The organism is Microcoleus sp. B5-D4 (assembly GCF_036705145.1).
Taxonomy (GTDB): domain Bacteria; phylum Cyanobacteriota; class Cyanobacteriia; order Cyanobacteriales; family Microcoleaceae; genus Microcoleus.
Map to the genome: position 1 here is coordinate 174,997 of NZ_JAUBTV010000002.1, position 19,698 is coordinate 194,694.

The 19,698-nt window shown below is 45.2% G+C and carries 21 protein-coding genes; 17 read left to right on the top strand and 4 right to left on the bottom strand.

Annotated features, from left to right (window positions below):
* Positions 1 to 228: 228 nt before the first annotated feature.
* The 7 genes from gor to QUB10_RS01780 all read left to right on the top strand — a co-directional run bounded on the left by gor (position 229) and on the right by QUB10_RS01780 (position 6,101).
* A complete protein-coding gene (gor, locus tag QUB10_RS01750; protein ID WP_333198908.1) occupies positions 229 to 1,572 on the top strand; it encodes a glutathione-disulfide reductase in 1,344 nt (447 codons plus the stop codon).
* A gap of 376 nt (positions 1,573 to 1,948) precedes the next feature.
* Positions 1,949 to 2,491 carry an opioid growth factor receptor-related protein gene (locus QUB10_RS01755; protein WP_333198912.1) on the top strand — a complete coding sequence of 181 codons (543 nt, stop codon included), beginning with the start codon at positions 1,949 to 1,951 and terminating at the stop codon, positions 2,489 to 2,491.
* Between the two features lie 292 nt (positions 2,492 to 2,783).
* Positions 2,784 to 3,374, top strand: a complete 591-nt coding sequence (locus QUB10_RS01760) for a sigma-70 family RNA polymerase sigma factor (RefSeq protein ID WP_333157121.1) — start codon at positions 2,784 to 2,786, stop codon at positions 3,372 to 3,374.
* Positions 3,371 to 3,817 carry a hypothetical protein gene (locus tag QUB10_RS01765; protein WP_333198915.1) on the top strand — a complete coding sequence of 149 codons (447 nt, stop codon included), beginning with the start codon at positions 3,371 to 3,373 and terminating at the stop codon, positions 3,815 to 3,817. Before QUB10_RS01760 ends, QUB10_RS01765 begins: the two co-directional genes overlap by 4 nt.
* A 19-nt stretch (positions 3,818 to 3,836) precedes the next feature.
* Positions 3,837 to 4,322 carry a Spy/CpxP family protein refolding chaperone gene (locus QUB10_RS01770; RefSeq protein WP_333198917.1) on the top strand — a complete coding sequence of 162 codons (486 nt, stop codon included), beginning with the start codon at positions 3,837 to 3,839 and terminating at the stop codon, positions 4,320 to 4,322.
* Positions 4,323 to 4,668: 346 nt separating this feature from the next.
* On the top strand, positions 4,669 to 5,361 hold the full coding sequence (locus tag QUB10_RS01775; protein WP_333198920.1) for a YqiA/YcfP family alpha/beta fold hydrolase: 693 nt from the start codon (positions 4,669 to 4,671) through the stop codon (positions 5,359 to 5,361).
* 32 nt (positions 5,362 to 5,393) lie between these two features.
* Positions 5,394 to 6,101, top strand: a complete 708-nt coding sequence (locus QUB10_RS01780; RefSeq protein WP_333198922.1) for an ROK family protein — start codon at positions 5,394 to 5,396, stop codon at positions 6,099 to 6,101.
* A gap of 154 nt (positions 6,102 to 6,255) precedes the next feature.
* On the opposite strand, the gene QUB10_RS01785 is transcribed toward QUB10_RS01780, so the two are convergent.
* Complete coding sequence (locus tag QUB10_RS01785; RefSeq protein ID WP_333198924.1) at positions 6,256 to 6,540, bottom strand: WGxxGxxG family protein; 285 nt, start codon at positions 6,538 to 6,540, stop codon at positions 6,256 to 6,258.
* A 183-nt stretch (positions 6,541 to 6,723) separates the two neighbouring features.
* Here QUB10_RS01785 and QUB10_RS01790 point away from each other — a divergent pair, with 183 nt between their 5' ends.
* From QUB10_RS01790 to QUB10_RS01810, 5 genes are all read left to right on the top strand, one after another.
* Complete coding sequence (locus QUB10_RS01790; RefSeq protein ID WP_333198926.1) at positions 6,724 to 7,905, top strand: histidinol-phosphate transaminase; 1,182 nt, start codon at positions 6,724 to 6,726, stop codon at positions 7,903 to 7,905.
* Positions 7,906 to 7,941: 36 nt separating this feature from the next.
* Positions 7,942 to 9,132, top strand: a complete 1,191-nt coding sequence (locus QUB10_RS01795; RefSeq protein ID WP_333198928.1) for a DNA cytosine methyltransferase — start codon at positions 7,942 to 7,944, stop codon at positions 9,130 to 9,132.
* Positions 9,133 to 9,170: 38 nt separating this feature from the next.
* Positions 9,171 to 9,782, top strand: a complete 612-nt coding sequence (locus QUB10_RS01800; protein WP_333198930.1) for an Eco29kI family restriction endonuclease — start codon at positions 9,171 to 9,173, stop codon at positions 9,780 to 9,782.
* A gap of 86 nt (positions 9,783 to 9,868) precedes the next feature.
* Positions 9,869 to 10,507 (top strand): IS607 family transposase, encoded by a 639-nt coding sequence (locus QUB10_RS01805; protein WP_333198932.1) that lies wholly within the window; start codon positions 9,869 to 9,871, stop codon positions 10,505 to 10,507.
* On the top strand, positions 10,473 to 11,666 hold the full coding sequence (locus tag QUB10_RS01810; protein ID WP_333198933.1) for a transposase: 1,194 nt from the start codon (positions 10,473 to 10,475) through the stop codon (positions 11,664 to 11,666). The genes QUB10_RS01805 and QUB10_RS01810 overlap by 35 nt, the downstream gene beginning before the upstream one ends.
* Before the next feature lie 122 nt (positions 11,667 to 11,788).
* On the opposite strand, the gene QUB10_RS01815 is transcribed toward QUB10_RS01810, so the two are convergent.
* On the bottom strand, positions 11,789 to 12,367 hold the full coding sequence (locus tag QUB10_RS01815; RefSeq protein ID WP_333198935.1) for a hypothetical protein: 579 nt from the start codon (positions 12,365 to 12,367) through the stop codon (positions 11,789 to 11,791).
* 58 nt (positions 12,368 to 12,425) lie between these two features.
* Between QUB10_RS01815 and QUB10_RS01820 the strand changes: the two genes are divergently transcribed.
* Positions 12,426 to 12,851, top strand: coding sequence for a DUF2358 domain-containing protein (locus QUB10_RS01820; protein ID WP_333199006.1), 426 nt, complete (start codon positions 12,426 to 12,428; stop codon positions 12,849 to 12,851).
* 165 nt (positions 12,852 to 13,016) lie between these two features.
* Positions 13,017 to 13,430: a fasciclin domain-containing protein gene (locus QUB10_RS01825; protein WP_333198937.1), complete on the top strand. Its 414-nt coding sequence runs from the start codon at positions 13,017 to 13,019 to the stop codon at positions 13,428 to 13,430.
* A 189-nt stretch (positions 13,431 to 13,619) separates the two neighbouring features.
* Here the strand turns inward: QUB10_RS01825 and QUB10_RS01830 are convergent, their stop codons facing one another.
* Positions 13,620 to 15,086, bottom strand: coding sequence for a glycoside hydrolase family 13 protein (locus QUB10_RS01830; protein ID WP_333157131.1), 1,467 nt, complete (start codon positions 15,084 to 15,086; stop codon positions 13,620 to 13,622).
* Positions 15,087 to 15,493: 407 nt separating this feature from the next.
* Here QUB10_RS01830 and QUB10_RS01835 point away from each other — a divergent pair, with 407 nt between their 5' ends.
* Together QUB10_RS01835 and QUB10_RS01840 are read left to right on the top strand one after the other, a co-directional pair.
* Positions 15,494 to 15,808, top strand: a complete 315-nt coding sequence (locus QUB10_RS01835; protein WP_333157132.1) for a hypothetical protein — start codon at positions 15,494 to 15,496, stop codon at positions 15,806 to 15,808.
* A 184-nt stretch (positions 15,809 to 15,992) separates the two neighbouring features.
* A complete protein-coding gene (locus QUB10_RS01840) occupies positions 15,993 to 17,282 on the top strand; it encodes a glucose-1-phosphate adenylyltransferase (RefSeq protein WP_333198939.1) in 1,290 nt (429 codons plus the stop codon).
* Positions 17,283 to 17,507: 225 nt separating this feature from the next.
* On the opposite strand, the gene QUB10_RS01845 is transcribed toward QUB10_RS01840, so the two are convergent.
* On the bottom strand, positions 17,508 to 17,711 hold the full coding sequence (locus QUB10_RS01845; RefSeq protein WP_333198941.1) for a hypothetical protein: 204 nt from the start codon (positions 17,709 to 17,711) through the stop codon (positions 17,508 to 17,510).
* 891 nt (positions 17,712 to 18,602) lie between these two features.
* Here QUB10_RS01845 and QUB10_RS01850 point away from each other — a divergent pair.
* The gene (locus QUB10_RS01850) at positions 18,603 to 19,613 is read left to right on the top strand and encodes a J domain-containing protein (protein WP_333198943.1); all 1,011 of its coding nucleotides are present in this window, start codon (positions 18,603 to 18,605) and stop codon (positions 19,611 to 19,613) included.
* Positions 19,614 to 19,698 lie beyond the last annotated feature (85 nt).

The following is a 19,698-nucleotide window of genomic DNA, read 5'->3' on the forward strand; positions in this document are numbered from 1 at the left end:
CAGGTAGGGTTGAGTGAGGCCACCTGCTATTATACGGCTAAACTTTTCATCACAGATGGCATTTTGGGGCTATCCTATAACCAAATATCGGCTAGTCCCCCGTTTTTTTACCCCTCAATTAGCTATGTATGTAGCGATCGGAAGTTCTCAAAGGCAAAATTTTTGAGCTATCATTAAGAAAATTTAAGCGTAAACTTGGTAAGTTGAGGATTTTTGGTAAATACAATTATGACATACGATTACGATTTGTTTGTGATAGGTGCGGGTTCCGGCGGATTGGCGAGTTCCAAGCGAGCAGCATCCTACGGCGCAAAAGTGGCGATCGCCGAAAATGACTTAGTAGGCGGAACCTGCGTAATTCGCGGCTGTGTCCCGAAAAAACTCATGGTGTACGCTTCAACATTTTCGCACCTTTATGAAGATGCGGTGGGCTACGGTTGGAGTCCAGTAGAAAGCAGCTTCGACTGGGAAAAACTCGTCACCACGGTAGACACAGAAGTGCGCCGACTGAGCAAACTGCACATCAGCTTTCTTGAAAAAGCCGGAGTCGAATTAATCTCAGGATACGCCAAATTTATTGACCCCCATACCGTCGAAGTTGGTGACAAAAAATTTACCGCAGCCAAAATCTTAATAGCAGTCGGCGGAGAAGCGCAAAGAGTCCCAATTGTCGGCATCGAACACGCGATTACCTCTCGCGAAATCTTCCTACTAAAAGAGCAGCCAAAACGGTTGGCAATTTGGGGTGGTGGCTACATCGGCGTCGAATTTGCTTGCATTATGAACGGGTTGGGAAGCCAAGTAACTCAAATCATCCGCCGTGAATTAATTTTGAACGAGTTCGACACAGAAATTCGCACCAACGTGCAAGAAGGAATGATTAAGCACGGCATAAACATTTTGACAGAAAGCTCGATAAACCACATTGAGAAAACCCCAGAAGGCTTAAAATTAACTCTGTCGGGAACAGCCGAAGGAACGCTAATAGTAGACGCGCTGTTGTGCGCTACGGGGCGCAAACCCAACTTGGAAAAATTGGCTTTAGAAAATGCGGGAGTAGAAATAGATAAAGGTGCGATCGCAGTTACCAAAGACAGCCGCACCAGTCAGCCGCACATTTTTGCAGTGGGAGATTGCACCAACCGCATCAATTTAACGCCAATTGCGATCGCCGAAGGACGCGCTTTTGCAGATACTGAATTTGGCAACAATCCGAGAGCAATTACTCACGAAAATGTCCCGTCAGCGGTATTTTCCCAGCCGGAAGCGGCTACAGTCGGCTTAACAGAAAGCCAAGCCAGAGCTAAATTTGGCGATTCAATTAAGTGCTACACAGCCAAGTTTCGGCCGATGTTTCATGCTTTGACAGGTGCAGATGAGAAAACTTTTGTCAAGTTAATCGTTGAAACTAATACTGACAGAGTTTTGGGCGTGCACATGGTTGGGAAAGACGCGGGCGAAATTATTCAAGGAATGGCGATCGCTGTTAATATGGGAGCTACGAAGAAAGACTTCGACGCGACTATTGGCATTCACCCATCGACTGCTGAAGAGTTTGTTACTTTGCGGTAAAGCGGGCGAAGCCGCCAGGGACTTAAGTCCCTGGCTAATAGCTAAAGTCGGTTAAAACTGAAATCTTGCACCAATGTCAATAAAGGGCTATTGGTGGGGTAGGGGCGGGTTTATTTAACCTATCTGCAACCGGAGAGGCTGTTGGCGAACCCGCCCCTACAGGTAATTGCGAATGGTGCAAGATGTGAGTTAAAACTGACTGAAGAACAACATTCTTAAAAATCTGTAGGGGCGGGTTCACCAATAGCTTAAAGAGATACCGAAAGACTCAAAAACCCGCCCCCACCCCGCGATCAATTCCTTTATTTATATTGGTGTAACATCTCAGTTTTAACCGACTGAAGAGTAACCTTCTGATTTTTTGTATAGCAGATTAATGAGTGATTCAATAAAACAAAACAAAATTTTAGCATTCTATCTCGGTCAGCAGCCTGATTCACAAGGTCGGGCGATCGAGGATATTTGGTCGTGGGATTACCAGAAGCTGGAATCCGTGCACAATTACATTCAATGGCTGTTTCCGCTGAGAGAAAAGAGTCGTTTTAATTCCAGTGCTCCTACTTTAAATGATGAGGTGATTCAAGCTTTTAGAACAAGTGAAGAGTTGAAAAATCGCTTACTTTATTCGTTCAAGGTCATGCTGGGATTTTACGGTTTGGAATGCCGCGAAGGGGAAAACGCAGAAATTGTAATTGCGAAATCAGAGGAATATTTGTCAAGAAAAAGAGAGTGGATTGAACAATTTAATCACAATTACCTGCGGCTGACTAGGATTCTCACAAGTTTGACAGAGTTGGGATTGAAAAATTACGCTTTAGCTTTTTTCAACTGTTTAGATGAGCTCTATAACGAAGACAAAGAAAGTATTGGTTTAAAAACTTATACTTATTGGAAAAATGCTGTAAATAGTTATAAATAACATCTTGCATTATTGTTAAGAACGGGCAAGATGCCCGTTCCACAATAAAATTGAGTTTTGTGGAACAGGTCTCTTGCCTGTTAGGGGCGGGCTAGAAGCCCAACCTTTACTGCCCACAATAAAATTTATTTAATTTTTGTGGAACAGGCATCTTGCCTGTTACTGACATTGGTGCAGTTTTCCAGCCCAAGCGGATTCATGCTCAAAATAAAATTTTAAATGATTTGAACCTTTTTCGCCATCGCCCTGTCTAAACACTTCAGATAACGAACTGGTGGGGGAGACTTCACAGGTGTTAGCTGTGTCAGCCAATGTTTTAACCGATGACTGTTCCGACTCGGACTTAGTTGCTCAATGTTTAAAGGGCGATCGCACTTGCTTTCGCTACCTTTACAAACGCTACCAACACAAAGTCAGGTCAACCCTTTACCAACTCTGCGGCCCGTCGCTTCTTGACGATTTAGCGCAAGAAGTATTCCTGCGAGTCTGGAAAGGATTGCCCAAACTCAAGCACCAGGAAAACTTTTCTACTTGGCTTTATCGAATCACTTGGAATGTGGCTTCCGACCAAAGACAAGCATTTGCTAAACAGCATTCTTTTGACTCCCAACTCAAAAATCAAGAAACAATGGATCGAGTTATTCTCAAAGATAACACCTCGGACTTGATGCAGTTGCACTATCAAGATTTAGTGCAGCGGGGACTGGAGCAATTGAGCTTTGAACACCGCAGCGTTTTGGTGCTGCACGACTTAGAAGACATTCCGCAAAAAGAAGTAGCCCAAATTTTGGGACTGCCTGCGGGAACCGTCAAATCTCGCGTGTTTTATGCCCGAAATGCTGTGCGGCAATTTTTGCAAAAAGAAGGTGTCAGCGAGCTATGAATAACCCAAGCAGCGACCAAGAGTTAGTTAATTTCTTGAAGCAACATCGCCCAAATATTCCTGAAGCTGCACCAGATTTAGAGCTAAAAATTTTAGCGACAATAGAAAGTAATCAGGCGAGCGTTGTTAATGAAACCCAGCGGAAAAAAACGCGAGTAACTACGTCACCTAAGTCTAATGACAGGTTAAAAGTATCATCTGTTTCTAAGTGGGCTGTGTCGTCTGCGATTGCTGCTGGTTTGCTAGTTCTTTGGTCTGGCTACCGTCCGTTTGAGACTGCACAATTGCCCGATGAGGAAACTGCTAAGTTAGAAGCATTTTTAGTCACTAACTGGGAGGGTGTCCTCCATGATTCTCCCCAAGAAAATATGACCAATCGCCCGCAAACAGAGTGGTTGAATTTCCCAGTTTCCTCGGATAGCGAACCGCCAACAAATAACTAATCTCAAAGAGGTAATTTTCATGTCAATTCGTCGTATTTCTGCCCTAGCCGTTTTAATGCTGACTCTCGGCAGCACAGCCGCAGCAATAGCAGTTCCTAATCCCCTAGAACCGGAAACAATTGCCCAAAACCAGCGTCCCAATCGACCCGCTGGCAGGGAAGGTGGGATGTTCGAGAAACTTAATTTAAGCGCAGACCAAAAGCAGCAAATGCAAGCCGTGCGCGATCGCTACAAAGACCAAGTTTCCCAACGAATGCAAGCAGTCCGCCAAGCCAGACAAGAATTGGAAACGATGATGTCCGGCACGGAAAATGCCAGCCAAATACGCGACAAACACCGTCAAATAATCGGATTGAGGCAGCAGTTGGAAGAGGTGCAATTTGAAATTACACTCGCAATGCGAGAAGTTCTCACTGCCGAACAACGTAGCCAATTAGCTCAACTGATGCAGCAGCGCCGACAAACTGCTAAAAACCGGATGCAAAACGGTCAAAAGCCCCAGTAATTGACGAGTAGTTTAGAGTGAATCGCAGGGTACACAGTACGCACTCTGCGATTCATTGTAAGCAGGTAAATATTAATAAATTCAGGCATTGATAAAGGCAGCTTTTATGTAATCTATGCGATGGTTTTGTCTCTCCGTAAAAGCCATTTAAAAGCACAGCATTTTTAAGTCTATGCGATTGCTTTATCTTTTTATAAACCCTCTAAACCCAACAATTTAAATGCGTGCGAATGCTTGATATGTTTTGAATCTCAGTAGATATTTTCTTGGAGTTAGTGTCGGGATTTTTTTTATAACTCATTTTAAGTTAAAATAATTAGTTGAGAAGTCTCATCAAAATTTCTGGATGAATCTACAGAACGATTCGAGTTACATTTATTTACACGGATTTGCTTCAAGTCCCGATTCCCTTAAGGCAAAATATTTCCGAGATCGCTGTTCTTACCTAGGAATTGACCTAAAAACTCCCGATCTCAATCAAAACGATTTTTCGGGGCTCACTCTCACCCGCCAATTAAACCAAATAGAAACAGACTTTTTGTCAACAACATCCTCCCAATCTCCCACAGAAAATGTAAAAACTCTAGGGGGAGTCACCATAATTGGGTCTAGTTTTGGGGGGCTGACAGCGGCTTGGTTGGCCCAGCGACAATTGTCAGTAAAACAAATAGTTTTGTTAGCACCGGCTTTTGACTTTATCTCCCACTGGCTGCCACTGTTGGGACAGCAACAGTTAGAAAAATGGCAGTCTGAGAAATATTTGCCCGTTTACCACTACGGCCAACAAGGTTATCTGCCGCTGAATTATCAGTTTGTGGCAGATATGGCTCAATACCCTGAACAAAAATTAATGCGCTCCGTGCCTACGTTAATTCTTCACGGCAAGCATGATACAATAATACCGATTCAAGCTAGCAGAGATTTTGCCGCTAACCGTCCCTGGGTGCAATTAATTGAATTAGAAGACGATCATTCTTTGGGAAATGTCCTAGCGGAAATGTGGGAAGCGATTCAAAAGTTTTGCCAATTCCAAAATTAAAATTTGACCAACTTGCAAGTCTTAAAAATCAAATGACTGAACAAGATCGATCGACTCGCACCCTAGCCGTTGACATTGGCGGAAGTGGCATCAAAGTTATGGTTTTGGACAATGAAGGCGAGCCCCAAACGGAACGCAGCCGTTTAGAAACGCCTCAACCACCGAAACCGGAACCCGTACTAGAGGCGATCGCCTCTTTAGCAAGCGGACAAGGGGAATTTGACCGAGTATCCGTCGGTTTTCCCGGCGTCGTGCGTCTAGGCGTTATCAAAACCGCAGTGAATTTAGATCCGTCTTGGATAGATTTTGACCTAGAAACTACCCTCAAAGATCGCTTGGGAAAACCTGTGCGAGTGGCTAACGATGCCGATATTCAAGGATTGGGAGCAATTGCTGGGACGGGGGTAGAATTAGTAATTACCCTTGGCACCGGTTTCGGTTCTGCCTTATTTGTCGATGGTATCTTGGTGCCAAATCTAGAATTAGGACATCACCCGTTTCGCAAAGGGGAAACTTACGAACAGCAATTAGGGCGATCGGCATTAGATACAGTCGGTTCCAAAAGATGGAATCGCCGTCTGGAAAAAGCCCTCACCTATCTGCAAAATCTCTTTAACTGCGATCGCATTTACATCGGCGGCGGCAATACTAAAAAGATTGCTATTGAGTTACCGCCACAGGTTAAAATAGTACCCAATGTGAGCGGTTTATTGGGCGGGATTGCTTTGTGGCGGGATTGAATAAACTTTGTGGCAAAAATGGCCATTAATATCAAAGAAACCGGGTTTCTTGCTGGGATGAAAGGCAATAATCCAGTCTTTCCGTAAAAAACCCGGTTTCTGAATCCACGACGGTTGATTTGGTTTTTGGCTGGTGCGATGGCAGTTTAAACAATTATTGGCCCATCGGATCGCGGTAGCGTTTGGGTTCATCCTTGCGAAACAGATTCGCCAAACCGAGGATGCCCAACAAACCCAAAGCACCCCAATGATTGTTGTCTTCCTTGCTTTCTTGAAAGGGAGTTCTGTCTAGAACAACTCCATTAGACTCAGTATTGTTCTGGGCCGGAGCTGACTCGGTTTGAGCTGAGGCAGGCATAGCTGAAGGGAGAACAGCCAAACTCAAAGCTATGAGGGTAGCGGCGGCATTTTTAGATAGATCGGAAGGCTTGACTTTCATACTTGGTTTCCACATATTAGCAGTTACTTTCTAAGAATAATCAATTTGCCACAGCCAACGCATCAATCGATCGACAGAAACTAAATCCCCCCTCTCCTCTTGCTTTCGAGATAGAACAAGCTCTATGCTAAGTTCAGATGCTTCTAAGCAGATTATCTAAAATAAAAAGTCGTAAACTATACCATGCTTCCCTTTATCCGAAAAGACTTAGCCGAACTTACCGCATACACTCCCCATCCGGGCGGCACATCAGGAGAACCAGCGCACTCCGAAAGTGCGATCGATCGCCTCGATACCAATGAATGCCCCTACGACTTGCCAGAAGAATTAAAAAAAAAGCTAGCTTGGACTTACCAGCAGTTAATTGAGACAAATCGCTATCCCGACGGAGGCCACGCAGCGCTCAAAGAGGATCTCGCCCACTACGTCAATGAATCCCTAAATGTCCCCCCCCTTAACAAGGGGGGGCTAGGGGGGGTTACACTGCCAAAAACCGCCATTACAGCCGACAATATTTCTGTGGGCAACGGTTCCGACGAACTAATTCGCTCCATCTTAATAGCTACTTGCTTAGGCGGTACAGGCTCTATTTTCGTTGCGAATCCCACCTTTTCGATGTATGGAATAATCGCCCAAACCCTCGGAATTCCCGTTGTGAGTGCTCAGCGGAAAGAGGAAAATTTTGAAATCGATATCGAGGCTGCTAAAAGGGCGATAGCCCAAAATCAAAATCCCCCCGTGCGCGCCGTCTTTGTCGTTCATCCCAATTCTCCCACAGCCAATGCTTTGACAGCAGATGAAATAGAATGGTTGTCAAATTTACCCGAAGAGATATTAGTAGTAATTGACGAAGCATATTTTGAATTCAGCCAAAATACTTTAGCCGACCAATTGCACAACCACCCGAATTGGATAATTTTGCGGACATTTTCCAAAGCATTTCGGCTAGCATCAATGAGAGTCGGATATGCGATCGCCCATCCCGAACTCACAGCCGCCTTAGAAAAAATTCGTCTCCCCTACAACCTTCCCAGTTTCTCGCAAACTGCAGCCGAGTTAGCCCTAGGGCAGCGGCAGTTATTGCTAGCAACCATTCCCGAAACTTTATCAGAAAGAGCCAAATTAATTGCAGCGCTAACTCAGCATCAAAAATTGCAAGTTTGGCCGAGTGCGGCTAACTTCGTTTATCTGCGAGTCAAAGCTGGTGAGGGCGAATCTGCCGAACAGGAACACAAACAAATCATGCAGCAGCTAAAAGAGGGAGGTACTTTAATTAGGCATACTGGGGGAGGTTTGCGAATTACGGTGGGTAGCCCGGAGGAAAATCAGCGGACAGTCGATCGAATCGCTGCGATTTTAGATTAAAATTAATATCCACCGTTGCTCAATACAATGCTAATAATGAACTCTGTAGAACTATTCAGCGGAGCAGGAGGCTTAGCAATAGGCGTATCAAAAGCCGGCTTTTGTCACAAAGCAGTGATCGAGCTGGACAAAAATGCCTGCGAGACAATTCGAGAAAATCAGCGGCGGGGTGTAAAAGCGATTTCAAACTGGTCTGTTTTTGAGACAGATATCGCGAAATTCGATTTTACATCCCTAGAACTCAAAGAGGGGGTAGATCTCCTAACTGGAGGGCCGCCGTGTCAGCCTTTTTCTGTAGGAGGAAAACACTGCGGGAGTGAGGACGATCGAAATATGTTTCCGCACTTTTTTCGGGCCGTGCGAGAACTCAAACCCAAGGCATTTGTTATCGAAAATGTTAAAGGTTTATTGCGTTCCTCCTTCACTAAATATTTTGAGTATATTGTCCTACAACTCACTTATCCAGAAGTTGTACAAAGACTGGATGAGGATTGGCCCCATCACCTGTCCCGGTTAGAAAAGCATCATACCGCCGGCCGGGGTGAGGGACTATCATACCGTGTAGTGTTTCGCTTACTCAACGCGGCAGACTACGGCATTCCCCAAAAGCGCGAAAGGGTTTTTATTGTAGGTTTTCGATCGGATTTAGGATTAGAGTGGTCTTTTCCTGAACCGACTTGTTCTCAGGAAGCCTTGCATTGGGAGCAATGGGTGACTGGCAATTATTGGGAGCGCAATCAAATCTCTAAAAGCGATCGTCCAGACATACCTAGCAAGCTTTCCTCGCGCATATTCAATCTTCAGTTCAACTTGTTTCCACCTCAAAAACAGCCTTGGCGCACTGTGCGGGATGCCATTTCGGACTTACCACAAGAAGGCAATAAAGAAAGCCAAAACAGGGTACTCAATCACATTTTTATACCAGGAGCCAGAAAGTATCCAGGCCATACGGGCAGCTTGTTAGATGAACCAGCTAAAACTTTAAAAGCAGGAGTTCACGGGGTCCCTGGAGGAGAAAATATGTTAGTTGAGCCCACGGGACAGGTGCGTTACTTTACGCTTCGCGAAGCTGCTAGACTGCAAACTTTCCCTGACGAATACTTCTTTCCTCACAGTTGGACAGAAACTATGAAGCAGTTGGGGAATGCTGTACCAGTCGCTTTGGCAGAAGTTATTGCCTCTAGCATTAGATTGCGGCTGGAGACAGTTAGAACAGCGAGAGTGTAGTCAATGAATTTGAGATTTTAGATTTGAGAATTTACTCCATGCTCGAAGTATTTAGAGTCCCGCCAGATTTACAAGAAAACTTAATCGCTTTCTGTGGCAAGCAAAATTGTTATAATCTTCAGGAACTGGATCGTGTCAGGGAGGATTTGATCCAATATTGCGGAGCATATTTGCTGTACTACCAGGGCGACTTCTCAATGTATAACCTTATTAAACAGGCAAACTTGAGTAAGTGCTGTCTGCCAATCTATGTAGGTAAAGCAGCTCCGGGCGGTCGTCGGACGGGGCGTACAACTATTGGCAACACTCTTTACGGACGCTTGTCAGAGCATAGAAAATCTATCGAAGCTGTAGACAATCTAAAAATTGAGGATTTTGCCTTCAAAGTCGCGCCGAGGGAAATCGATTTAGTTTCATGGGGAGAAGCAGTGTTGATCCGTCACTTCAGCCCTGTTTGGAATAGAGAAATATCGGGATTCGGGATACATGACCCTGGAAGTGGGCGAGCAGGGCAAAAACGTTCTGTATGGGATAGATTGCACCTCGGTCGCACTTTTGCCACCAAGCTTCCTGTAGGGAATACTCCGCTCGATATTGATGCTTTGTCGGTTAGTATAACACAGCATTGTCAGCGGATGATAGAAGAGTAATCCCTAGGACGGGCTTTTCTTAGACATTTCCCTTATAAATCAGACAATTGGTGTAGACTGGAATAATTCACCTAACCAAACCCAATATGTCCACATATGTACCACCAAGAATCGCTGTTCAACGACTCGGAGTATGTTCAAAAACCCTTGAACGGTGGGAAAAAGAAGGGAAAATCAAAGCGTACCGAACACCATCAGGACAGCGACGATACGACTGTGACTCAGTTGTCAATATTCCATCTACTAAACCAACCATCCTCTACGCCAGAGTTAGCAGTCGAAGTCAAAAAGCCGACCTTCTACGACAGGCTGACTTTCTTCTGTCTCGCTACCCCGGATGCGAAATCATCCAAGACATCGGGAGTGGCCTCAACTTCAAAAGAAAAGGTCTTATCGCCCTATTGGAACACATTTACACAGGCGACATCGGAATGGTTGTCATTGCCTCAAAAGATAGATTATGCCGGTTCGGATTCGATCTTATCTCATGGTTTGCGGAGCGGGGCGGGTGCAAGATTGTGGTTCTCAACAATAGTTCACTCAGTCCAGAACGGGAGATGGTTGAAGACATACTTGCCATCATCCACGTCTTCAGTTGCCGATTGTACGGACTCAGAAAGTACAAAAAGCAAATCATTGAAGACTCTGACGTACCGGGTTTATCCAAAGAGGGAGACGAAGAAAGTTTGGATGTTGAGAATTCATGCCAATCGAAAAGTGTATAACAATGCGATTGCTTACCTGAATAAACACCAGGGAAAATTTATCTACTACACTGTAGAGAAAAAAACTAACCAGCCAGTCTTAAAAACTTCTGGCAAGCAAGCTTTTCGGAGCTTTTGTAAAACTCTAGGCGACGAAATAATCCCTAAATGGTGTAAAGAGTTAGGAATAGCCCACAGTTTAGATAACGCCCTTTTCGAGGCTTATACAGCTTGGAAGAAAACTGACAAACAACCCGCTCAAATAGGTAAAGGGAAAAAGGCAAAACCCCATCCTTTAGTCGGACTGAAGATAGCCCGATTCAGATCGATCCGAGCCCAAAAGCAGACTATTCAGTTCGCTCCGGGCGACTATAAAAACGGTCATCTAATGGCGAATGCCAGTAAAAATTTGGAGAAACCTCTGTGGACTGGACAAGATTTTTGCTTAATTAACTACGACAAAGCCGTAGAAGTCACTTACAACAAGGGACGCTGGTTTGTGAATATGCCAGTAGAGATCAACGTTCCGGAGTCTAAAAACGGCGGAAAAACTGTCGCGCTCGACCCCGGACTGCGCTGTTTTTTAACTGGATTTGACGGCAATTCTTTTACTGAATTCGGGAAATATGACTTGGGGAAAATTGCTAGATTGTGCCAGCATTTAGACAAAATGCAATCAAAACTTAGCCGTTCTAAAGGCGGTGAGTTCTCTCGATTGCGCTATCGACTAAAACAAGCTATGGAAAAGGTAAGAACGAAAATCAAAAATTTACGTTCTGAAATCCACAAACAAGTAGCGAGTTACTTGGCTCGGAATTACGATGTCATTTATTTACCCACCTTTGAAACTTCTCAAATGGTGGCAAAAGGCGCTCGTAAGCTCAATTCCAAATCGGCGAGGGCGATGATGACTTGGGCATTCTATCAGTTCTCGCAAACCTTGGAGCATCTCTGTAATCGTTACGGTTCGAGATTGGTTAGGGTGACTGAAGAATACACTTCTAAAACTTGTACAAAATGCGGTCATATTCACAAAAAATTGGGTGGCTCTAAAAGTTTTAAATGTCCCAATTGTGGTTATGAAATACCCCGCGATTTTAATGGCGCTTTGGGGATTTTTCTCAAAGCTTTGTGGGATACCACCATACTCTGGGACCTGTCTGATGAGTGTGCTATCTGAAGATTTTCACCGATTGTCGGGGATTGTCTGAATTAAAAGTATCAGTTAGGGTGTCCTTAATTTGGCGTCTGATTCGATAGTTTGCTGCCACAGTTGAGAATTGGGAAATAGATAAAATATTTTCATCTTAGATCATTTTCTTGTCGCGCCGCCCGAATGGTTTGGGGAAATACGCCTACTAAAAGTGCCAAAGCTTCATCGGGAATTTGTGCCACCGTTTCCCAATCCAAATATTGTTCAAACTGAGTTAAAACCATTTGTGCGCGTTCCAAAGCTGTAGGCTTTGCCGTTAACTGTTCCATTAACCGCACCCACTGCCGCCGAATTCCCAAAGCTTTCTGTATTTCTTGGGGAGAGTGAGGGCAAACCAAACAAAAATCGCCCACGGGAATCGCCTGCACAGAGTCAACATCAAAAGCGCCCCCAACGGCAGCCCCAGGCCCGGCAAACTCCGCGTGGAAACGTTTAATCAAAATTAGGCCGTTCCGGCGACGGCTATCTACCATCAACAGCTTGCCGCTGTTGATTTCTGCGAGAATGTCAGAGGAGTGGGGGTGTTCTGTCAAATCTGTGCCAAGGTTTCGATTTCGCAAGTCCGGGTCAGCAGAAAGGCCGAGGCGGACAATATAATTAGAGGTAAGATTAGAGCTGGTTGAAGTATCAATTTTTTTCTCCTCCCGCTGCCGATCGAGATTATTCATTTAAAGTCATAAATTAATACTGTCACAAGGTGGTCGTTTGAGTGCGATCGAATATCAAATGCAGGTAGAACAAGCAGTAGACACCCTGAAAGCGGATCTCCCGACGCTTTTTGAAAAAGACATCTCCTACGACATCTACACAAAAGATGTTTATTTTCAAGACCCTGTTAACAAATTTAAAGGAAAAATCAACTATCGCATTATCTTTTGGACTCTGCGATTTCACGGGCAGCTATTCTTTAACGAGATTTACTTCGACCTGCACGACGTAGGTCAGACAGCCCCTGATACTATTGTGGCAAATTGGACTGTTCGCGGGACACTGCGGGTTCCCTGGAAAGCTCGGATTTTTTTTAACGGCTACTCTACTTATAAACTGGATAAAGACGGCTTAATTTACGAACATATCGACACCTGGGACAGAGAACCCGGAGAGATTTTAAAGCAGTTTTTCCGCAAAGGGGAGGAGGCGACCCAAGTATAAGCCACAAAGGTCGATCGGGCCGAGCCATCAGGGCCGGCCACCGAGTTAACTTATAATGGCTAAAATAATCATCATCCCTCCGATTCATTTTCTGCTATTTGTAAATTGCTAAAATGACTGTCGCCTCTGATTCAATTTCTGCTATTTGCACTCCTGAAAAACATCATGGCTGATATTGTCGAGACTGCCACCAATGCCGGTTCTTTCAAAACCCTCGTGACTGTTATTGAAGCGGCTGGTTTGTTAGAGTTATTGCAAAGTCCGGGCCCCTACACCGTCTTAGCACCCACTGACGAGGCATTTGCAAAAATTCCTACGAACACTATTACGTCTTGGCTGGAAGACATACCCAAGCTCAAGAAAATTCTGACTTATCACATTCTGTTTGGCGAGGTACTAACTGAGAACTTGCTTGAGTTGAGTTCTACTGAAACAGTGGAAGGTTCTGTGGTGGGAATTGATACTTCAGACGGCATTAAAGTGAATGATTCTAAAGTTCTCACTTCCAATATTCTTGCCGACAATGGCGTCATCCATATCATTGATGCGGTGCTAATACCAGCATTGGTTGCAGCATAATCAAACTTGCGGCATCTCTAAATTTAGTAGGGTGCTTATGGGCGCACCTTACATTTTAAACTAGAGAACTTACGCAAGTGTCACAATTAGTAAGGTGGGTCAGATCCCAAGCCATCGATCATCCGTCCATAACTCGGTCTGACGCACCCTACAAGTCGATTGGATCGTGACACTTGCGTAATTGCTGAACTAATTATCCCAACCTAAAATCAATCCTGAGCGCGCCGGCAGCATCAATTCTAAAAGGCGAGTTTCCCCGTCACCTTTCCAAACAAACTCGCCTTTACCGAACAGCAATTTATCGTGAGGAGATTTCAAACTAGCTGGCTCAAAGCTAATATTAGCTTCTTCGGTCGCGACATTGACAGCAACAACTATTTCCTCATACCCCAAAATTCGGGCAAAAACGTAAACCGTTCCCTCAGCAAACAGAACTTGATACGAACCAGTGCGGAGGGCAGCGTATTTCTGCCGCAAAGCTATCAACTGCTTGTGATAATCTAAAACATCCAGTTCCCAGTGAGCTTCTAAGGGAAAACCGCGGCGGGAATCGGGGTCTAGAGCACCGGGCAAACCAACTTCATCGCCGTAGTAAATGCTAGGAGCTCCGGGAAAAGTTAACAGCAGCAAAGTTGCGAGTTCGACACTAGCTTTATCGCCTCCTGCAATTGTTAACAACCTCGCAGTATCGTGACTGGCCAACAAATTAAGTTGAGTTAGCTGTATTGGCCACGGGTACAGTTCCAAAACCTGCTGAATTTTGTCGCCGTACTCTTTAGCAAAAAGCGGCGGATAGGGATGGTAAGCACGGCCTTCAATTTGAGTTAAATCTACCCTGTCCCCCGCTGCAAAAGCAATAGTCGGTGCAGCAAAAAGATAATTCATTACCCCGTCAAATTGAGTACCGTCGAGCCATTCTGTCGCATCTTCCCAAACTTCGCCCACAATGTAAGCTTCGGGATTAACTGCTTTAACTCGGTCTCTAAATTCCTGCCAAAATCCCGGAGTTTTAATTTCAAAAGGAACGTCCAGCCGCCAGCCATCGACGCCGAATTTAATCCAATATTCGGCGATTTCCATGATGTATTCTCGCACTTCTGGATTGTCGTGATTGAATACAGGAAGGGCTCGATTCCCGTCCCAACCAGCATAATTAGCAGGAAAATTGCCGTCGTAGGCCGATAGCGGCCAGCCTTCAATTTTAAACCAATCTACCCAAGGAGAATGCGGGCCGTTTTCGAGGATGTCGTGGAAGAAGAAAAAGCCGCGGCTGGCGTGGTTGAATACGCCGTCGAGGACAACTTTGATATTGCGATCGTGGGCGGCGTCTAGAAGATCTTTAAAAGCTGGATTGCCGCCCAACATCGGATCGACTTGATAGTAGTCGTGGGTGTGGTAGCGGTGATTGCTGGCCGACTGAAATATGGGGGTGAAGTAAATTGCGTTAATGCCTAAGTCTTGCAAGTAGTCTAGCTGTTCCATCACGCCCCACAAGTCGCCGCCTTTGTAGCCTTGCAGGGTGGGGATTGCGTGCCATTCTTCCCACATGAAGTTTTGCAGCATACGTTTGCGAGGCTGTTTGCTTTTGGCGAAGCGATCGGGGAATATTTGGTAGAATACGGCGTTTTTAACCCAGTCCGGCGTTTGAATTTGCATACACTTTTTCTAGCTTTTACGGCTTAGGCTACAGTAGCAGAGGTTTCTAGGGGATCTAACTTTTGGTAGAGAATAGACATTTTATCCCTTTTTGTTGATCGACAAATTGTAAAATATTACACAAATTTGCAGTCAATCTAAGATGGAAAACTGACTTTACCTAGAAATTTATCGTCCCGACGGGCGGCGCTTCCTGAGTGCTGTGGAGTCGGGCAAACTCAGATAACACAAACGCCAGCAAAAAGAACCGGATCAAATTCAAGCAGAACCCGATCGCACTTTGATCCCCTACAGAGCGTCAATCGATTTTAGATTTTAGATTTTAGATTTTAGAATTGAAGCATTGACCCCACGGAGAAATTCGCGGGGCAAGTTTCATCAGATACAGGTTTTTTATTTCTGGACGGATGAATCACGTGGCGGGTATCCTGGATGCTTTCGGTCAGCGGGCGTGGCGGTGCGATAGACCGGCCTTGAAAAAGAACAATAGCGCCATGAGCGTCGATCGAGAAATTGCCAAAACGGGGAATTTACCCAAAAAACTTGTAATTAACAGCCAAAACCCCGAACCTTATTCTTTTGTTAAACTGCGCTTATTTATGGAAGGGTATTTTAACTCACAACTCAAAAATTTTTTAAATATCCATATGGTATTGATGGGTATTTTAACTCACAACTCAAAACTCCTAAGTCCAGACCCGGACACACTCCAACTCTCATAAACCTGATTTTTTAACTCTTATTGAGGGTTTGAAGAAGTATTTGGATTAAACAACCTGGTTTGTGGGTAAGCGACTCAACTCATAACTCAAAACTCAAAACTTCCTTGCTCCCCCCCCTTGTCAAGAAGCCCTCACCATCCGACACTGTACTTGGAGAGTTAATCGACCCTAGGGAGAAAGTTCCTTGAAAAAAGTTTTAGCCATCATCCTCGGTGGCGGTGTAGGCACCCGCCTTTACCCCCTAACCAAATTGCGAGCCAAACCCGCAGTTCCCCTCGCAGGCAAATATCGCCTCATCGATATTCCTGTGAGCAACTGCATAAACTCGGAAATAGTCAAAATCTACGTCCTCACCCAATTCAACTCGGCATCCCTCAACCGTCACATCTCTCGCACCTACCAGTTTTCCGGCTTCACCGAGGGATTTGTCGAGGTGCTCGCCGCCCAGCAAACTCAGGAAAACCCCAACTGGTTTCAAGGGACAGCCGACGCAGTTCGCCAATATCTCTCGCTGCTAGAACAGTGGGACGTTGATGAATACTTGATTCTTTCGGGCGATCACCTGTACCGCATGGACTACCAGAAGTTTGTGCACAGACACCGCGAAACCAACGCGGATATAACCCTCTCGGTTTTGCCAATGGACGAGAAGCGGGCCTCGGATTTTGGTTTGATGAAAATCGACGACACCGGCCGCATTGTTTCTTTCAGCGAAAAGCCAAAAGGCGATGGGCTCAAACAAATGCAGGTGGATACTACTACACTGGGACTGACAGCGCAGCAGGCTCAGGAAAGTCCTTACATTGCTTCGATGGGGATTTACGTCTTCAAAAGAGAAGTTCTGATTAAACTCCTGAAAGAATCTCCCAACCAAACTGATTTTGGTAAAGAGATAATTCCGAATTCTGCAAAAGACCACAACGTTCAAGCTTATTTGTTTGACGATTACTGGGAAGATATCGGAACCATTGAGGCTTTTTACGAGGCTAACTTGGCTCTGACAAAACAGCCTCAGCCGCCTTTCAGTTTCTATGATGAAAAGGCGCCGATTTATACTCGCCCGCGTTTCTTGCCGCCGACTAAGCTTTTAAATACTCACGTGACTGAATCGATTATTGCTGAAGGCTGCATTCTCAAAGAGTGCCGGATCGACCATTCTGTGTTGGGAGTTCGATCGCGCATTGAAGCTGGATGTACGATTCAAGACACCCTGGTCCTGGGTGCTGACTTCTACGAACCCGACGCCGAACGGCATTCGAGTTTGGACAACGGCGGCGTCGCCCTCGGTATCGGTGCAGATACTACAATTCGCCGCGCGATTGTGGATAAAAATGCCCGCATCGGCCGCAATGTTCAATTAATTAATAAAGACCGAGTGGAAGAAGCCAACCGCGAAAACCAAGGTTTTTACATCCGCAGCGGCATTATCGTAGTCCTGAAAAATGCCACGATTCCTGATGGAACTATCATTTAGTTATTAGTCATTAGTCATTAGTCGTCAGTCATTAGTTTTTTAAGTTAAAATCTGTTACCTGCTTTTCAAGTGACTGATGATAAATAATGAAATTAGTGACAGATCACCAATGACCGATGACTGATGACTGATGACGAAATTCATTCTTTTTTTGTTGATTATTAATTCCCACCGCTGATGCGAGGTTGTCGAAATACTTGGCTTTATTCAAAGGCTCGCGCATTATTAATAAGCGACCGTCTCTGTTACTGTCTGCCGTGAGACAGATATGTCCGATCGCCTGCGTCTGGCGAATAACTTCTGGTTCTTGTATTTGCGCTGGTAGCACGACTGACAAATGCGCTGCCCGTTTCTGAGTACCACAGCACTCTCGGAACTATCTTTCCAATCGTCGCAGCAGCCGCAAGGCCAACTTAGCAAATAATTCATAATCTTAGCACCCTCGTAGCGTTAAAAGCTTATCGCTATACTATCCTATCTTAATGTTTTATAAAAATGTGTGATTTAGCTAACAGACAGCGGAGAAATTATGTTATATTACTTGGATTTAAATCTATTCAGAGGTTGTAAAAATAAAATTTTATAGGACGGGTCTGGGGTCAATAAAAAATATCTAGAAAATTTGTGGAAGAACGGCGCAATTTAGGGTATTATATAGTCACAATTTAGACACCAGATTGGCTCGAAATTGCTGAGGAAAACCTGCTAAGATTTGGATTGGGTAATAAAGCTCATATCGAGAAGTTCGTAGGCGTAAGCCGGGGCGTAGCCATCGCACCGCGCCCCGGAAAAAAAGACCAAAAAAAGATCGATCGTCCGCGCATGTCAACCCTCCTGGGCTCGCGCCCGCAACAGCAGCAGCTTTCCCCGCCTCACCTCAACCGGGCTGCAGCCTCCCGAAAGCCCTAAGCCTCATAACTCCCCAAAAGTTTTCGCTGCAGGAGTTTCAGCGTCTCACAGCTCACAGGTATAGCAACGGCCTATAGGGTAAGGACGTTCTTAATTGATGAAAGCATGGTTTTTGCTGTCGAATGCCAAAAGCATTTCTAGATGCGGCTGCTCCGGCTCCCTTGGGCACGAGAGAGCCGAATGCTATAAAATCTTAAACAGCAGCGGAGTGCGGAAATTGCGATCGAACGCCCAGCAACAACCGAACTCGATCGAGTCCCAACCTTTGATAACCTATAATTTGAATGAGATGCTGCAGGCACTTCGGCTCCTGGCATTATACTAATGCGCCATCCTGCGGCTAATTTGGGATTTATTCTTTCTAACAACTAACAACTAACAAATAACAACTAATAAAGAGGGGATTACTTAATGGCTGCAACAGATTTTAAAGACTATTACGCTATTTTGGGACTCAACAAAACGACCAGTTCTGACGAAATTAAAAAAACTTTCCGCAAACTAGCCCGCAAATATCACCCGGACATGAACCCCGGAAACAAAGAAGCCGAAGCTCGTTTTAAAGAAGTAAACGAAGCTTACGAAGTGCTCTCAGACCCTGAAAAACGCAAAAAATACGATCAATACGGTCAATACTGGAAGCAAGCGGCCACAACTCCAGGCGGATGGCCCGGCGGGGGCAGTACGAATGTAGACTTTGGCGGGGTTGACTTCAGCGAGTACGGCAGTTTTGACGAATTTATCAATGCCTTGTTAGGTCGCGCGGGTAGTAGTCCGGGTAATGCGCGCAACGCCAAGTGGAATTACAGCAACTACCGCAGCACCAGCGGCGGGCCCACCGGGTTTGGCGGATTTGAAGATTTCGCGGGGTACGAAAACCGCACCGCAGGAAGCTCTCTCGACACCGAGGTCGCCATTTCCCTGACTCTGGGGGAAGCATTTCGGGGAACTTCTAAGCGAGTCGCCACGGGGGAAGTTTCGATTCCTGCTGGAGTGAAAACCGGCAGTAAAATTCGGATAAAAGGTAAAGGTCAAGTTGACCCATACACCAAGCAACAGGGAGATTTGTACCTAAAATTAGAAGTGTTGCCTCACGCTTTCTTCCAGTTTGAGGGAGAGAATTTGGTCTGCGAAGTGCCGATAACTCCCGACGAAGCGGTGTTGGGAGCTTCAATTGAAGTGCCGGCGCCAGAAGGTATGATCACTGTGAAATTTCCAGCCGGGATTCGTTCGGGTCAGTCTTTGCGGTTGCGGGGCAAAGGATGGCCGAAACCGAAGAAAGACGAGCGGACTGATTTGTTAGTAAAAATTGCGATCGTGCCACCGAAAGAAATTAGCAGTGTAGAACGCGAATGCTATGAAAAAATCAAAGCAAATCGCACTTTTAATCCTCGCAGTAATCTCAATCAGATGGTGCTTTGAAAAAGCGTGCATTTCTCGGACGCAAATAAGATTCTTTCTTCACTATTTCATCGGGACACAGCATTGTTGTGTCCCTAGTGTATGC

Excerpts from the sequence above, each read along its gene's own strand:
- QUB10_RS01770 (WP_333198917.1), top strand. The coding sequence starts at position 3,837 with ATGTCAATTCGTCGTATTTCTGCCCTAGCCGTTTTAATGCTGACTCTC.
- QUB10_RS01755 (WP_333198912.1), top strand. The coding sequence starts at position 1,949 with ATGAGTGATTCAATAAAACAAAACAAAATTTTAGCATTCTATCTCGGT.
- QUB10_RS01835 (WP_333157132.1), top strand. The coding sequence starts at position 15,494 with ATGAATCACGTGGCGGGTATCCTGGATGCTTTCGGTCAGCGGGCGTGG.
- QUB10_RS01800 (WP_333198930.1), top strand. The coding sequence starts at position 9,171 with ATGCTCGAAGTATTTAGAGTCCCGCCAGATTTACAAGAAAACTTAATC.
- QUB10_RS01820 (WP_333199006.1), top strand. The coding sequence starts at position 12,426 with ATGCAGGTAGAACAAGCAGTAGACACCCTGAAAGCGGATCTCCCGACG.
- QUB10_RS01765 (WP_333198915.1), top strand. The coding sequence starts at position 3,371 with ATGAATAACCCAAGCAGCGACCAAGAGTTAGTTAATTTCTTGAAGCAA.
- QUB10_RS01845 (WP_333198941.1), bottom strand. The coding sequence starts at position 17,711 with ATGAATTATTTGCTAAGTTGGCCTTGCGGCTGCTGCGACGATTGGAAA.
- QUB10_RS01785 (WP_333198924.1), bottom strand. The coding sequence starts at position 6,540 with ATGAAAGTCAAGCCTTCCGATCTATCTAAAAATGCCGCCGCTACCCTC.
- QUB10_RS01790 (WP_333198926.1), top strand. The coding sequence starts at position 6,724 with ATGCTTCCCTTTATCCGAAAAGACTTAGCCGAACTTACCGCATACACT.
- gor (WP_333198908.1), top strand. The coding sequence starts at position 229 with ATGACATACGATTACGATTTGTTTGTGATAGGTGCGGGTTCCGGCGGA.
- QUB10_RS01780 (WP_333198922.1), top strand. The coding sequence starts at position 5,394 with ATGACTGAACAAGATCGATCGACTCGCACCCTAGCCGTTGACATTGGC.
- QUB10_RS01815 (WP_333198935.1), bottom strand. The coding sequence starts at position 12,367 with ATGAATAATCTCGATCGGCAGCGGGAGGAGAAAAAAATTGATACTTCA.
- QUB10_RS01795 (WP_333198928.1), top strand. The coding sequence starts at position 7,942 with ATGAACTCTGTAGAACTATTCAGCGGAGCAGGAGGCTTAGCAATAGGC.
- QUB10_RS01775 (WP_333198920.1), top strand. The coding sequence starts at position 4,669 with ATGAATCTACAGAACGATTCGAGTTACATTTATTTACACGGATTTGCT.
- QUB10_RS01810 (WP_333198933.1), top strand. The coding sequence starts at position 10,473 with ATGTTGAGAATTCATGCCAATCGAAAAGTGTATAACAATGCGATTGCT.
- QUB10_RS01805 (WP_333198932.1), top strand. The coding sequence starts at position 9,869 with ATGTCCACATATGTACCACCAAGAATCGCTGTTCAACGACTCGGAGTA.
- QUB10_RS01850 (WP_333198943.1), top strand. The coding sequence starts at position 18,603 with ATGGCTGCAACAGATTTTAAAGACTATTACGCTATTTTGGGACTCAAC.
- QUB10_RS01825 (WP_333198937.1), top strand. The coding sequence starts at position 13,017 with ATGGCTGATATTGTCGAGACTGCCACCAATGCCGGTTCTTTCAAAACC.
- QUB10_RS01830 (WP_333157131.1), bottom strand. The coding sequence starts at position 15,086 with ATGCAAATTCAAACGCCGGACTGGGTTAAAAACGCCGTATTCTACCAA.